Source organism: Ideonella sp. (genome assembly GCF_041914305.1).
Classification (GTDB): Bacteria; Pseudomonadota; Gammaproteobacteria; order Burkholderiales; family Burkholderiaceae_C; genus Ideonella.
Map to the genome: position 1 here is coordinate 34,238 of NZ_JAYSDQ010000027.1, position 13,760 is coordinate 47,997.

Annotated in this window: 11 protein-coding genes; 8 read left to right on the top strand and 3 right to left on the bottom strand. The window is 69.7% G+C overall.

The annotated features are described in order from the left end of the window. Positions 1–89: 89 nt before the first annotated feature. From ACE3SG_RS26605 to ACE3SG_RS26615, 3 genes are read left to right on the top strand one after another with little or no spacing between them, the layout of a single operon-like run. The gene (locus ACE3SG_RS26605) at positions 90–2,354 is read left to right on the top strand and encodes a hypothetical protein (protein ID WP_374569277.1); all 2,265 of its coding nucleotides are present in this window, start codon (positions 90–92) and stop codon (positions 2,352–2,354) included. 54 nt (positions 2,355–2,408) lie between these two features. Next, positions 2,409–3,533, top strand: a complete 1,125-nt coding sequence (locus ACE3SG_RS26610; protein WP_374569278.1) for a hypothetical protein — start codon at positions 2,409–2,411, stop codon at positions 3,531–3,533. A 7-nt stretch (positions 3,534–3,540) separates the two neighbouring features. Then, the gene (locus ACE3SG_RS26615; protein ID WP_374569279.1) at positions 3,541–4,548 is read left to right on the top strand and encodes a hypothetical protein; all 1,008 of its coding nucleotides are present in this window, start codon (positions 3,541–3,543) and stop codon (positions 4,546–4,548) included. A gap of 13 nt (positions 4,549–4,561) precedes the next feature. Here the strand turns inward: ACE3SG_RS26615 and ACE3SG_RS26620 are convergent, their stop codons facing one another. Further along, positions 4,562–6,595 carry a hypothetical protein gene (locus ACE3SG_RS26620; RefSeq protein ID WP_374569280.1) on the bottom strand — a complete coding sequence of 678 codons (2,034 nt, stop codon included), beginning with the start codon at positions 6,593–6,595 and terminating at the stop codon, positions 4,562–4,564. Positions 6,596–6,769: 174 nt separating this feature from the next. Between ACE3SG_RS26620 and ACE3SG_RS26625 the strand changes: the two genes are divergently transcribed. From ACE3SG_RS26625 to hemP, 3 genes are all read left to right on the top strand, one after another. Further along, complete coding sequence (locus tag ACE3SG_RS26625) at positions 6,770–8,278, top strand: CHAD domain-containing protein (RefSeq protein WP_374569281.1); 1,509 nt, start codon at positions 6,770–6,772, stop codon at positions 8,276–8,278. A 79-nt stretch (positions 8,279–8,357) separates the two neighbouring features. Next, positions 8,358–8,696 (top strand): hypothetical protein, encoded by a 339-nt coding sequence (locus tag ACE3SG_RS26630; protein WP_374569282.1) that lies wholly within the window; start codon positions 8,358–8,360, stop codon positions 8,694–8,696. An 89-nt stretch (positions 8,697–8,785) separates the two neighbouring features. Further along, positions 8,786–9,070, top strand: a complete 285-nt coding sequence (hemP, locus tag ACE3SG_RS26635; protein ID WP_374569283.1) for a hemin uptake protein HemP — start codon at positions 8,786–8,788, stop codon at positions 9,068–9,070. Positions 9,071–9,077: 7 nt separating this feature from the next. On the opposite strand, the gene asd is transcribed toward hemP, so the two are convergent. Further along, on the bottom strand, positions 9,078–9,965 hold the full coding sequence (gene asd / locus ACE3SG_RS26640) for an archaetidylserine decarboxylase (protein WP_374569284.1): 888 nt from the start codon (positions 9,963–9,965) through the stop codon (positions 9,078–9,080). 55 nt (positions 9,966–10,020) lie between these two features. Between asd and ACE3SG_RS26645 the strand changes: the two genes are divergently transcribed. After that, positions 10,021–11,688, top strand: a complete 1,668-nt coding sequence (locus ACE3SG_RS26645) for an aminotransferase class III-fold pyridoxal phosphate-dependent enzyme (RefSeq protein WP_374569285.1) — start codon at positions 10,021–10,023, stop codon at positions 11,686–11,688. A gap of 35 nt (positions 11,689–11,723) precedes the next feature. Here the strand turns inward: ACE3SG_RS26645 and ACE3SG_RS26650 are convergent, their stop codons facing one another. Beyond that, positions 11,724–12,332 carry a hypothetical protein gene (locus ACE3SG_RS26650; RefSeq protein WP_374569286.1) on the bottom strand — a complete coding sequence of 203 codons (609 nt, stop codon included), beginning with the start codon at positions 12,330–12,332 and terminating at the stop codon, positions 11,724–11,726. Positions 12,333–12,494: 162 nt separating this feature from the next. Here ACE3SG_RS26650 and ACE3SG_RS26655 point away from each other — a divergent pair, with 162 nt between their 5' ends. Continuing rightward, positions 12,495–13,754, top strand: a complete 1,260-nt coding sequence (locus ACE3SG_RS26655) for a glycosyltransferase family 4 protein (RefSeq protein WP_374569287.1) — start codon at positions 12,495–12,497, stop codon at positions 13,752–13,754. Positions 13,755–13,760 lie beyond the last annotated feature (6 nt).

Consider the following 13,760-nt stretch of genomic DNA (forward strand, 5'->3'; position numbering starts at 1 on the left):
ACCGTCATCGACCGCAGCCAAGATCGCGGCCGGCTTCAACTCTTTCGATGCGCGTTGCCACCTCTCGGTCGCAACGCGCCTGCTGTCGCGTGCCCCCGCCCCATCGTCTGCCCCTTGCATCCCCCTGGCACCACGCCGGCGCCGACCTGTATCGCCTGCAGGCGTTGGACCGCTCGATGCTCGGCGCACCGTCGCTGTACCTCGCGGCCAGCGACGGCGTGGCCTGGCAGAACCCGCAAGGGCCTATCGACCTGCGTGCCGACGACTGGCTGGGCAGCGGCACCTTGCGCAACAGCTTCTACGTCGAGCCCTGGGCCCGCCTCACGGCGGTGCGCGAGCTGGCGCTGGTGATCGATGCGCAGGGCAGCCTGCGCGTGCGGGTGATGTGCGCCTCGCTCGGCAAGCCGGCGCAGGTGCTGCGCGAAACCCGCCTCGAAACCGCCGAGCGTGGCCGGCTGGTGCTGCCCATCGGCGCGATCGACGCGTTGCCGCAAAACAGCCGCCTGTTCTGGCACGTGGACGCGATCGACGGCGCACGCCTGCACGAGGCCGCGTGGTGCACGCGCACACGCCCGAGCGAATCGACCCGGCTCGCTGTGCTGATGCGCACCTTCGGCCGCACGCTGGACCTGCGCCAGCAACTGATGCGACTGGCCGACGCCGCGGCCGGCGACGCCTTTCTCGGCGCCGCCCTGGCGAGCATGGATTTCTGGGTGCTCGATGCCAGCCCCCGGGCCCAGGGCCTGTGGCGCGACGCCGCCGACCACGGCCTGAACCTGCGCGTGCTCAGCGGGCCGAACCTGGGCGGCGGGGGCAATGCCAGCCACCTGATCCATCATTTTCTGGCTGCCTGCGACGCGGCACCCGACGAAGCGCCGGACGAGGTGCTGATCCTCGACGACGACGGCGTGGTGTCGATGGAATCGATGGCGCGCTACCTGCTGGGCTGCACGCTGCGCACACGCCAGCACATCACCAGCCTGCCGATCCTGATGAAGAGCCGCCCGGCCCAAGTGTGGGAAGACGGCGGCTTCTGGGGCCGGCTGAACTTTCATGAGCACGGCGAATTCGGCCGCCGGCGCAACCTGTCGCCGCACTTGCTGAAGCATGGGCTGTCGCTGGAAGGCTTCGAGCACCTCGACGCCTTCAGCCCGTTGAACCACTGCGAGTACGCGACCTTCATCTTCTTCGGCCTGCCCACCGCGGTGCTGCGCCGCGTCGGGCTGCCGGCGGCCTTCTTCCTGCGCGGCGACGACATCGAATACTCGCTGCGGGCCCAGGCCGCCGGTGTCGAGGTCATCACCAACCCCAACCTGGCCGCCTGGCACGAGCCCGGCCACTCGTATGGCCAGGAGTACATGGCCATCCTGCACGCGGTGCTGATCAACCTGACTCACTCAGAGAGCGACGCGGCCGACCTGTCGCGCTGGTTCGAGCAGCGCCTGGCCGAGCACGGCGCGATCGGCGACCTCGACGGCATCACGCTGTACCTGCGCGTGATCGACGCACTGCTCGACACCGACGGCCCATTGCTGACGCCGACCTTCCAAACCCACTACCTGGCCGCGTTGCCGGCCTGCGCCGCCACGCCCATGGCCACGCTGCCCGAAGCCGACCGCCAGCGGCTGGAGCGCGACGCGGCCACCAACGGCCTGCTGATCCGCCCGTTCCTCTACCCCGGCTACCAGGCCGACGCCGGGCGGCACCGCGCAGTGGTGCTGGTCAACCCCGGCGCCGGCACCTACCGCGAACTGACACCGGGCGACCCGCCGCAACGGCTGGCGCTGATGCAACGCTACCTGGCGAGCCTGCAGCGCCTGACGGCCGAGTTCAGCGGCCTGCAAGCCCATTGGCGCGCGCGCCTGGCCGCGTCGGGCCAGGCCCCGTTCTGGGCCGAGGTGGCGGCGCGCCATGCCAACGCCACCCACGCCCTCTACCAAGGCTCGTTCGCGCCGCGCGAAGCGCCCACGGCACCCGAGACGCCGCTGCGCCCGACCGCTGCCCTGCCACCGGCGGTGCCGATCCGCGAACTGAGGCAGCGGCTGGAGCGTGAGTTGTCGCAGCTGAGCCGGCTGCGCCAGGCTGAAGCCGCGGCGCCCGCGTCGGCCCGCGCCCAACGCGCAGCATCATCACGCCACGCCGCCTGGCATGGCCGCTGGTCAGCCTGGTGGCAGGCCTTGTGGACGACGCCAACGCGCCAGCGCCCACGCCCTGCGTCGACGCAGGCCCTGCCCCCGGATTTCGACCCCGCCCAGTACCTCGCCCTGAACGCCGACGTCGCCCGCACCGGCATCGACGCCGCCGTTCACTACGCCCAGTTCGGCCGCCGTGAAGGCCGGCGGTATCGGCTTTGACCAGGGCGGTATCCGCCACGGCAGTCGCCAACGGCCAACCGACCCACAGACACCATGTCAAGACAGCTCTATCTGCACATTGGACAAACCAAGACAGGCAGCACCAGCCTGCAAACCTTTCTGCACACGAACAGACAGGCGCTGCGACAACAGGGCATCCTGTACCCGATGATGCCGGCCGGCGAGGTGGCCCGGATCCAGCATCGGTTCCTGGTGCACAGCCTGCACGCCGCGGGCGAGGATCATTGGCGTGCCGCTCCCGTTTGGGCACCCTTCTTCAAGGCGCTTCACGGCCAACCCGAGCCCACCGCCATCGTCAGCGAAGAGACGTTCTGGCACCTCTTCGAGCATCGGTCTGATCGCCGTACGGGCGCGATCAGGTGGGTGGCGCAGATGCTTTCAGACTTCGAGGTCAAGGTGGTGGTCTACCTGCGCCGCCAGGACCAGTGGGTCGAATCCTGGTTCAACCAGGTGGCCAGGGCCCCTGTGCGCCGCGCCGCCTCGGCGCTGACGTTCGACGAGTTCGTGCAGCGACAGCACCGGTTCGGTCTGTTCGACTACGCGGCCATCCTGGACGACTGGGCCACGGCGTTCGGTCGCGACGCCATCGAGGTGCGCACGTTCGAGCGCGAAGCCTTGACCAACGCCAACGTCGTCGACGACTTCTGCGGCCTGGTTGGCATCGAGGCAACGGCGGATTTCGCTCCGGCATGGCAAGCGCAGCGGCGCTTGAGCCCGGCAACCTGCCGTTTCGCGAACCTGTTCAATCGCTGGCCCGATGCCGACCCCAGTCGCGCTGCGTTTCTGGGTGCGTTGCGCGGGGTCAGCGATTTCGCCGCGGCACCTGCGTCCAAGCTTCTGTCCAACGCCGATGCCCATGCACTCGTCGAGCGTTATGCCGGCGCCAACCAGCGGGTGGCCGCCGAGTACCTCGGCGGACGGCCGCTGTTCACCCCCGTCGATCAAGACGACCGGACCGCTCTTTTCGGTGGTGCCAGCGCCGATGAGGTGGCCGCGTTGGCCATCAGGTTGTTCGTCGCCCAACAACGAGAGACCGATGACTTGCGGCAACAGGTGGCCGCACTGAGCGACAGGCTGGCGGCGTTGGCAGACCCCGGATCGCCGTCGCCCGCGCTTGGCCACTCAGACGCGGTCGAACGCGCCGCCGAACCAAGCTGAGATCACCATGAGCGCCAAGCGACCACGCCTGATCCTGCACATTGGCACGCACAAGACCGGCACCAGCGCGATCCAGCGCGCGCTGGAATCAGCGCGCCAGTCTCTTCTGCAAGAAGGCCTGCTTTACCCTGCGACGCGACGCCCGCCTTGGCCGGATCTGCCCAAGCACTGCTCTGTCTTTCAGGCAGCGACGTCGGCCGATCCGGCGCAGCAACTGCTCGAACTGGACATGCTGCGTCGCGAGTTCGACGCCAGCGCTGCCTCGGACATGTTGATCAGCGACGAGGGTCTGTCTGAGCCGGATGACCGAATCGTTCGCTTCTTCGCGCCGCTGACCCAGCGTTTCGACGTGCAGGTGCTGTGCTTTCTGCGTCGGCAGGACCTGTTCGTGGAGTCGCTGTTCAATCAGTTCGTGCGCGAGCCTGCTCGGCGAGAGCCCAGGCCGCTGCTGACCTTCTCGCGCGCCCCGGGGACCCGAGCCCGCCTGGACTATCACGCCATGCTGGTTCGATGGGCCGCATTGCCGGCGCGGGTCACCGCGATCGATTTCGACGGCGCCATGCGTGGCAGCACCCTGAAAGCGGTCATCTCGCATGCGATCGGATACCCCTCGCTGAACCTGCCGATCGAGCGTGACAACCCGTCGCCCGACATGCGATTGGCGCTGCTGATGAACCGCATGAATCGCCAGCGGATCCCGTACGATCCGCTGACCCTGATCCAGGCCGCGCACTCGCTCACCCAGTCCGGTCTGGCGCCGCTGCGGCACATCCTGGGTAGCGACGAGCGTCGCCGCCTGCTCGCCGAATGCGAGGCCGGCAACCAACGCCTGGCGGCAGACTTCGGTGTGCAATTCAGCAAGGACCTGCCGGCCCATGAGCCCTTTTGCGCCACCGAAGACCTCGATGGCGGATTCACCCTGCAACTGCTGGGCGGGTTGTCGCAGCCACGCACCACCACCCCCGTGCTGCAGCCGGCACCACCACGCACGCGGGACTCGGTCACCGAGGGTTGAAGCGCCGACCAAGTCACTGTCCACGCCCCAGGCGTAGCGCATCGGCCTGAGAAGCGCTGAACCAGACGTTGGCCATCGCACCCGGCTGCGCATCCAGGATCACCACCTCCAACGTCGCCTGCCTCGGGCCGCTGGCCCACGTGGCGCCGCCAAAGGTGGCCAGGTCGATGGCGCTGACCTGGCCAGCCGACACATCGGCCACCGCGCTGTTGAGAACCAGAACATTGGCAGCCCCATTGGCAAAGCTGGCCCACACGCGAAGTCGCCCGCCAGCTTGCCGGTCGATGAAGCTGGTGGCGTACACGATCTTGGGCAGCCCGACGAAGGTGGCGCGGGCACGAAGCACCAGGTTGTCCTGGTAGAAGAGCTGCGCCACGCCGCGCACGGCGTCCCACTTCGCCCACCCGCCAACACTGGGCGCCACGTCCATCGGTGCACTGAGCAGACGGCACCCGGTGCCCAGCGGCCGCCGACGGGCCGCCGGATCCAGCGGCGAGTCGACGCTCCAAGTCAACAGCGCCATCGACTCACCCGGCACGGCCACCGACCCCGCCCAAGCTCCGAGGTCACGCGGCGCCGCGTCACCAGCCGCCATCACCTTCACGTTGGACACCGCGCGGGAAAATTCAGGTGGCAGCCCCAGCAGGTTGAGCGTCACCGTCTGGCCCTGGGTCGCGTCGTTCCACAACAGCAGCTTCAGCACGCCTGCACCGTAGCCCGCCACCGCGTGCACGCCGAGGCTGGCGCGGTCGGGCGCCGTCGGGACATCACCCAACACCCTCACACGCCGCGGTGGCAAGCTGGTGAAGAAGGCCAGCGCGTGCCAGGCCTCGCGCCGGCGGAAGCTGCCGTCTGTCCGCTGTTGCAGCACGCCGTACGGGCCACCCAACCAATACGATCGGCAGACTGCCTCGCAAGCCTGGTGCGACAGGCGTTCGAGGTCGGTCAGCATGTCGCAGGCGGCCCCCATGCCGGTCAAGCTGCCGTCCGGCCCGTCCGGATCATCGATCGCGAGTTGAACCCGGTTCGGCGCGTACTGGCAGAAGATCGCGGGCAGCCGCAACGATGCGTTGTTGCGGCTGGTCCAGCGCGCAAAGATGTCGACCTCGTAGCGGCCGTAGAAGTTGTTGTAGGCAATGAAGGACGCGGGCTTGCCGTAGGCCCGCAGCTGGTAGGCGTCGATCGCACCATCGAAGAATGACCGGGTACCGTCGGGCATGCCCTGCCCGTTGATCTTGATGTGGTCCGAGGCGATATAGGCGCCCAAGCCCACCCGCCCGCTGGTCGACAGCCCGTCGATCGCCCCGGCCAGCATGTCGGCCTGAAAGCCGGCCGCGTCTTCCCGCCCCTCACGGCGCCGCACCACATAGTCGGGAAAGGTCTCGCCCGGCAAGATGACCTGGCCTTTGCTGTTCTTCGTGATCTCGAAATCGCACAGCGCGTGCCCCGGCTCGTTGTTGGTCACCACCAGCACGCTGGGCGCGTGCCGGGTCGAGGCAAACCAGTTCTGTGCCCACCGCGTGTAGCCGGCCATGTCCGTCGGCGCCGGGTGGATCGCCGGGCGCACCGCCACGCTCTCGGCGTATTGCGGTGGCGCACCGGTGCTTTGGACAAGCGGTGCAACGTTGCGTGCGTGCAGCGCCGCCTCGAAATTGGTCAGCCAGGTCGTCGGCGCGTCTGCGGCACTCGTGAAGTTGTCCTGCCACTGCACCGCCGGCGAATAGGGCGTGGGGCCCAAGGGGCCGTCGAACCAGACGCCAATGCTGACGACGCTGGGGCCGATCGTGTCCATTTCGGCGATCGATTCGGCCAAGCCCGGGGTTTCGCTCATGCTGCGCAGCCCCACGATGGACAGGCGCAGAGGCTCCACGGCCACCGAAGCGTCGACGCTGATGGCGAGTGCGGCGCTGCCAACGCCCGGGGCCCTGGCCATTGCCGCCAAGACCGGGCTGGCGCCGGCCATCACCAGGCCGCCCCCCGCGAACTCCAGCGCGCGGCGGCGCCCACTGTCGATCAAACCGCCGCACTTCGTCGAGTCTTCGGACATAACGCGATCTTTGATGGCCACCGGAGGCGCCATTCTTGGCGGCGGCCATGAAGCTTTGCTGAAGCGGTGCATGAGCCGGGCCGCGCGCCGATCCCATCCCCCCATTGCCGGTCAACTGATCCATGTCAACCCACTGGCGCCGGTTGCTGGCACAGCAGCTGCTACCCTGCCAGCATGTCCGAGTTGGAGTTGAAGTTCCAGGTGCCGGCCTCGGCGCTGCCGGGCGTGCGGCGGGCCCTGGGCGCCGGCAAGGTGCAGCGGCTGCACCTGCAGGCCCGCTATTTCGACACCGCCGATGGCCTGCTGGCGTCGCGGCAGTTGGCGCTGCGCCTGCGCCAGGAGGGCACCGACTGGGTGCAGACGCTCAAGGGCAGCACCGGCCATCTGGCCGAGCGCGAAGAGCATGCCGTGGCCCTGGGCGGCAGCGGCCGCGGCGGCCCGGTGCTCGATGTGCAGCGCCACCGCGACAGCGCCGTCGGCCAGGCCTTGCTGCGCTTGTTGCAGGCGCAGCCCGAGGCCGCGTTGCAACAGGTCTACGCCACCGATGTCTGGCGCACGCACCGCGTGCTGTCGCGTGGTGGTGCGCGCATCGAGCTGGCGTTGGACGAGGGCCGCGTCGTGGCCGGTGACGCCGAGCATGCGTTGTGCGAGCTGGAGTTCGAGTTGAAGTCGGGGCCGCCGGCGGCGCTGTTCGAGTTGGCGCAGGCTTGGTGCGCGCGCCACGGCCTGTGGCTGGACAGTGTCTCGAAGGCCCAGCGCGGCTTGCTGCTCGCCCGCGGGCTGGCGCACGCCGAGCCGGTGAAGGCCGAGGCACCCGCGATCGGCCGCAAGACCGGCGCGGCGCACACGCTGGCGTTGATCGTCAACAGCGCCCTGGCCCAGGTGCTGCCCAACGCCAGCGAAGTGGCCGCCGGCAGCCCGGCGCCCGAGCATGTGCACCAGCTGCGCATCGGCCTGCGGCGCCTGCGCACTGCGTTGCGAGAGCTGCCCGCGCTGCGGGTGCCGGCGGGCTTCGACTGGCCGGCCACCGATGCGCAGGCGCTGGAGGCTGCATTCGCCGCGCTCGGGGCCGCCCGCGACGACCAGGCCGTGGCCGCCGCCATCACCGCGCGGCTGCAGGCCGCCGGCGCGCCATGGCCGCAGTGGCCGGCGGCCGAGGCGGCCCCCGCGGCGCCGGCCGACACGGTGCGCAGCGCGGCTTTCCAGCACGCGCTGATCGGCCTGCTGGCCTTCACGCATCGGGCGCTGAGCCAGCCGGACGACAGCGATGCACCGCAGGCCCTGTTCGGTGAGCGCTTGCAGCATTTGCATCGGCAAGTGACCAAGGCCGCCAAGCGCTTCGACACGCTGCCGGTGGCCGAGCAGCACCGTGTGCGCAAGCGGCTGAAGCGGCTACGTTACCTGGCCGAATTCGTCGCGCCGCTGTACCGGCGCACCGACACCGAGCGCTACCTGCGCGCGCTGCGGCCCGCGCAGGACGCGCTGGGCCAGCACAACGACGAGGCCGTGGCCGAGGCCGCCTACCGCCGCGTGGCGCCCGACGAGCCGCGCGCCTGGTTCGCGGTCGGCTGGCTGCAGGCGCAGCAGGCGGCGTCGGCGCGGCAATGCACGAAGGCGCTGGGCCAGGTGGCCAAGGCCAAGCCGTTCTGGCGCCCGGGCCGCAAGAAGCCGAAGGCGGGCTGACGCGCCATCCTGCACGCCCAGCGCCACCACCCGTTACCACCGCCCAGCGCCCACCACCGCCCACCGATACACTCAACCGATGCGCCGATTCGTGCTTGTCTGCATGCTGATGCTGCTGCCGCTCCAGTGGAGCTGGGCGGCCGCGGCCTGGTATGGCACGCACGCCGGCAGCGACATCTCGGCACCTGCCGCGCCCACGGGCACGCCCTCGCCCGACGACGACGGGGCTGCCCCCACCGATGGGGGCTCGTCGGGCGACGACCCGTGTTGCCATCTGGACGAGCCGCAGTGGCTGGAGCCGCTGCCGCCGATGGTCTCGCCGCCGCGCGCGGGGCCGCCGCGCTTCGAGTACTTCGCACCCACCAGTTCGCACATTCCGGCCGGGCCCGAGCGCCCGGACAGGCCACCCGCCGCTTGAGTCGGCGGGCCGTCATCCCCTCTTCAGACCACTTTCAAGACGACCGCCGAGTTCCTCCCCCTTGGGTGATTTGCCTTCAGGAGAATTCGATGCGAAGCAAGACACTGGCCCTGGTCAGTACCCGATCCCAGTCGTTGTCGACCCGACCGCTGCTGGACGAACCCGTGACCATGGACACCCCCGTGCAGGCGCTGGACGCGCCGCGAACCCCGCCCCACCTGAGCCCCGTGCCCAGCGTGGAACCCGCGCCGCCGTTGCCGCAATGGCGCAGCGACGAGTTGCTGGGCAGTGCCGACGAGGCGCTGATCTCGCACGGTGACCAGGTCTACCGGCTGCGCCGCACGACCACCGGCAAGCTGATCCTGACCAAGTAGATGGGTCTCAAGCCGGGCCTGCCACGGGCCCGGCGGGCAGCCGCATCAGTGCCTGCCCCATGCGGATGCGCGTGCCCGGCGTGATGCCGTCGGCCAGCGTGAAGCCGGCCGGCGCGAAGACGATGATGGTCGAGCCGTGCTGGAACCAGCCCAGCTCGTCGCCCTTGCGGCAGGCGGCCCGGCAGCTGATCTCGTTGGGGCCGCGGTAGCCCAGGTGCAGCAGCAGGTTGACGAAGTGCAGCCGCAGGCTCGCCACCAGGATCGCCGCCACCGGCACCAGCGCCAGCGGGTGGCCACCTTCGGCCAGCGTCATGCGCAGCACCGCGCGCTCGTTGCGGCAGAACAGGCGCTCGACCCGCTGCAACGCGATCGGGTTGACGTTCCAGGTGTCGCCCGACAGGTGCGTCACGTGCTGCACCTCGGCATCGGCCGGCGCATGAAAGCGGTGGTACATCGCCGAGGTCAGCCGCAGCGTCACGTACAGGCCGTCGTGAAACGCTGACGTGTCCTGGCTCGGGCCGAACAGGTCGCGCAGCTGGTACGGGAAGCCCTTGGCCTGGAACACCGTGGTGCCGGCCACCGGGCCACACGCACCGACGATCGCGTCGCACGGGCTGCTCAGCACGGCGGGGTCGGGGTCGATCGTGCGTGCGCCTGGCTTCAGCTCGCGGATGAAGCACTCGTGCAGGCTGGCGAAACGCTGCTGCTTGGACTCGCTGAGGTCCAGGTCGGTGAACAGGCGCCAGACGGCGATCGACAGCCGGCACAGCAGCGGGCTGCGGATCTGGCTGAACCAGCCCATGAAGCGTGTCAGAGCGATGCGCGGCACCCGGTTGGTGAGCAGGAAATTCAGGTCCTCGTGCTGGACCAGGCGTTGCAGGTTGAGCAGTTTCATCGTCGTGTCAATGGAAAGCGGTCTGATCGGCACATCGTTTTCTTGCAGGCGACACATGGACGACACCCTGGCCTCCCTCGCATGGCCCGCGCTGCTGCTGGGCGCACTCGGCTGGGCGCTGCCGCGCGCGCGGCGGCGGCTGCAGCTTTCGCGCGCCAAGCACCGCTCGCTCACCGGCCACTCGCGCATGGCCAAGCGCGTCGCGTCGTTGATCCCCGGCTACGCCTACGACGAGGCGGGCTTCTTCGGCTCCGACGGCGCCCCGCCCGGCTGGCAGGCGCGCCGCCGCGCCGGCTTCGCGCGGCTGGCCACGGCCTACGCCGAGCGCTACCCGCGCAGCGCCGCGGCCACCGCCGAGCTGCGCCCATCGCTGCCCGACCTGCAGTTCACCGGCGCCTACCGCGTGCCGTTCCAGTACAGCCCCTACCTGCGCCAGCACCTGGGCGTGGGCAGCGTGCTGCAGGCCTCGTCCGGCGTGACGGTCGAAGACCTGGACGGCAACGACTTCTACGACCTCACCGGCTCGTACGGCGTCAACCTGCTCGGCTACGACGTCTACAAGCAGTGCATCGCCGAGGCCGAGGCCGAGGCGCGTGCGCTGGGGCCGGTGCTCGGCGCCTACCACCCGGCCTTGCTGGGCGTGGTGCAGCGGCTGAAAGAGATCTCGGGCCACGACGCGGTGTCGTTCCACATGTCCGGCACCGAAGCGGTCATGCAGGCCGTGCGGCTGGCGCGTTACCACACCCGGCGCAGCCACCTGGTGCGCTTTTGCGGCGCCTACCACGGCTGGTGGGAAGACGTGCAGCCCGGCCCCGGCAACCCGGTGCCGCCCCGCGACACCTACACGCTGGAGGACATGGACGAGCGCAGCCTGCAGGTGCTGCGCACACGCACCGACATCGCCTGCGTGCTGGTCAACCCGCTGCAGGCGCTGCACCCGAACAAGGGCGCGCCGGGCGATTCGTCGCTGGTCGATTCGAGCCGCGGCGCGCACTTCGACCGCGCCGCCTACACCGCCTGGCTGAAGAAGCTGCGCGCCGTCTGCACCGAGCGCGGCATCGCGCTGATCTTCGACGAGGTCTTCGTCGGCTTTCGCCTGGCCCCCGGCGGCGCGCAGCAATACTTCGGCGTGCAGGCCGACCTGGTCACCTACGGCAAGACGCTCGGCGGCGGCCTGCCGGTCGGCGTGGTCTGCGGCCGGCAGGCGTTGATGCAACGCTTTCGCGCCGACCGGCCCGCCGACATCTGCTTTGCCCGCGGCACCTTCAATGCGCACCCCTACGTGGTCTGCGCGATGAAGGCCTTTCTCGACCGCTTGGCAAGGCCCGACGTGCAGGCCTTGTACGACGGACTCGACGAGCGCTGGAACCAACGCGCCGCACGCTTCAACCAGCGCCTGGCCGCCGCCGGCCTGCCGGTGCGGGTGGCGAACCTGTCGTCGATCTGGACGGTGACCTACACCGAGCCGTCGCGCTACAACTGGATGCTGCAGTTCTACCTGCGGCTGCATGGCCTGGCCTTGAGCTGGGTGGGCACGGGTCGCCTGATCTTCAGCCTGAACTACGGCGACGCCGAAGTCGACGCCGTGCTGGAGCGCCTGGTCGCCGCAGGCCAGGCGATGCAGGCCGATGGCTGGTGGTGGACGGACCCGGCGCAGAGCAACCGGAGCATCAAGCGCGGGATCTTGCGAGAGATGGTGAGCCGCCGTTTCGGCCTCGGCTGAGGCCGCTCCGCGGGCCGGGCATCGGCCCGCGGTGGTCAATGAGATTGCACGTGATGCATCGGGTCGATCAGCTCGCCGCGCAGCAGGTGCAGCGGCGCCTTGTGGTACAGCCAGATGTCGTGGAACGGGTCGGTCAGGATCTTGCTCATCCAGACCAGGCCGGTGCCCAGGCTTTGTTGCCAGGTCAGCTGGGCCACGCGAAACAACAGCCCGCTGACGCCGAGAAACAGCCAGGCCAGGCCCACGTCGTGCACGTAGCCTTGCCAACCCACCGCCGGCTCGATCAGCCCGAACAGGCTGGGCTGCAGCCACAGCAGCAGCGGCAGCGCGACCCAGGCGCTCATCAGCACGATCTTGCGGCGGATGTTGTAGCCGACCTTGATCTGCTCCTTGTAGTCGTCGGTGGCCTGGTTGACCTCGTCGTAGCCGCGCGGCTCGAAGAAGAAGTGGCCGGCCTGCCGGGTCGTCATCGACACGCACCAGGCCAGGATGGCCGCATACGCCGGCTCGACGAACAGCAGGCCATAGGCCACGACGAAGCTGATCGCGCTGACCAGGTGCAGGCTCTGGTTGATGCGGCTGTGGTGGTAGTAGCGGTGATCGTCCCAGCGCTGGGTGGCCAGCTCTTTCAGGAAGGCATTCACGGTGAGAACCTCGGTGCGGGTGGGGAAGCGGGCCGCGGCCTGCATCGAATGCCGGCGGTGGCATGACACGATGGTGACCACCGGATGTGAAATGACCGTGACGGCGCGTGTGCCGGCCCCGCTGTCATCGAACTGTTGTGCAAGCCGGGCACGATGCCCGGCATGAAGCCGACCACGCCCCGGACCGAGAACCACGGCATCGTTGTCGACAGCATCGCGGCGCCACGCCGCTCGCTGCGCATCGCCTGCGTGACCGAGACCTACCCACCCGAGGTCAACGGCGTGGCCACCACGATGGCCCGCTTCGTCGAGGGCCTGCACCGGCGTAACCACGATGTTCAGCTGATCCGGCCGCGCCAGGCCACCAGCCAGGCGGCCGAGCAGCAGCCCGGCTTCCATGAAGTGTTGATGCGCGGGCTGCCGATCCCCAAGTACCCGAACCTGCGCATGGGCGTGCCGTCCAAGCGCGCGCTGGTCAAGCTGTGGTCGACCCACCGGCCCGACGTGGTGCACATCGCCACCGAAGGGCCGCTGGGCTGGTCGGCGCTGCAGGCGGCGCTGCACCTGAAGCTGCCGGTGTGCTCGGACTTTCGCACCAACTTCCACGCCTACAGCAAGCACTACGGCGTGGGCTGGCTGCACCGGCCGATCATGGCCTACCTGCGCAAGTTCCATAACCGCACCCAGGCCACGATGGTGCCGACCGAGGCGCTGCGGCGCGACCTCGAGACCGCCGGCTTTCGCCACGTGAGCGTGGTCAAGCGCGGCGTCGACACCGAGCGTTTCCACCCCGGCTTTCGCAGCGACGAGCTGCGCCGCAGCTGGGGCGCCGAGCCGGGCGACCTGGTGGTCGGCTGTGTCGGCCGGCTGGCGGCCGAGAAGAACCTGGCCACGCTGAGCGAGGCCTTCGAGGCCATCCGCCGCTTCGATGCGCGGGCCAGGCTGGTGATCGTCGGCGAAGGCCCGCTGCGGGCCGAGCTGCAGGCGCGCTGGCCCGACGCGGTGTTCGCCGGCCAGCAGGTGGGCCACGCACTGTCGGCGCACTACGCGTCGCTGGACCTGTTTCTCTTTCCCAGCCTGACCGAGACCTTCGGCAACGTGACGCCCGAGGCGATGGCCAGCGGGCTGCCGGTGGTGGCCTTCGACTACGCCGCCGCGTCGCAGATCATCCAGCATGGCCGCAACGGCGTGCTCGTGCGCATGGGTGACAACAGCGCCTTCGTGCGCGAGGCGGTGGCCACCGCCACCCAGCGCGCCAGCCGCGAAGCCATGGGCCGGGCGGCCCGCGACGCCGCGATGCGCCTGGGCTGGGACGGCGTGGTCGCGCGCTTCGAGGCCGTGCTGCTGCACGTGATGCACGGTGCCGAGCACGGCGCTGCGATGCCGCTGGTCGACGAGGTGATGCAGACGCCGCTGGCCTGAGGGGCT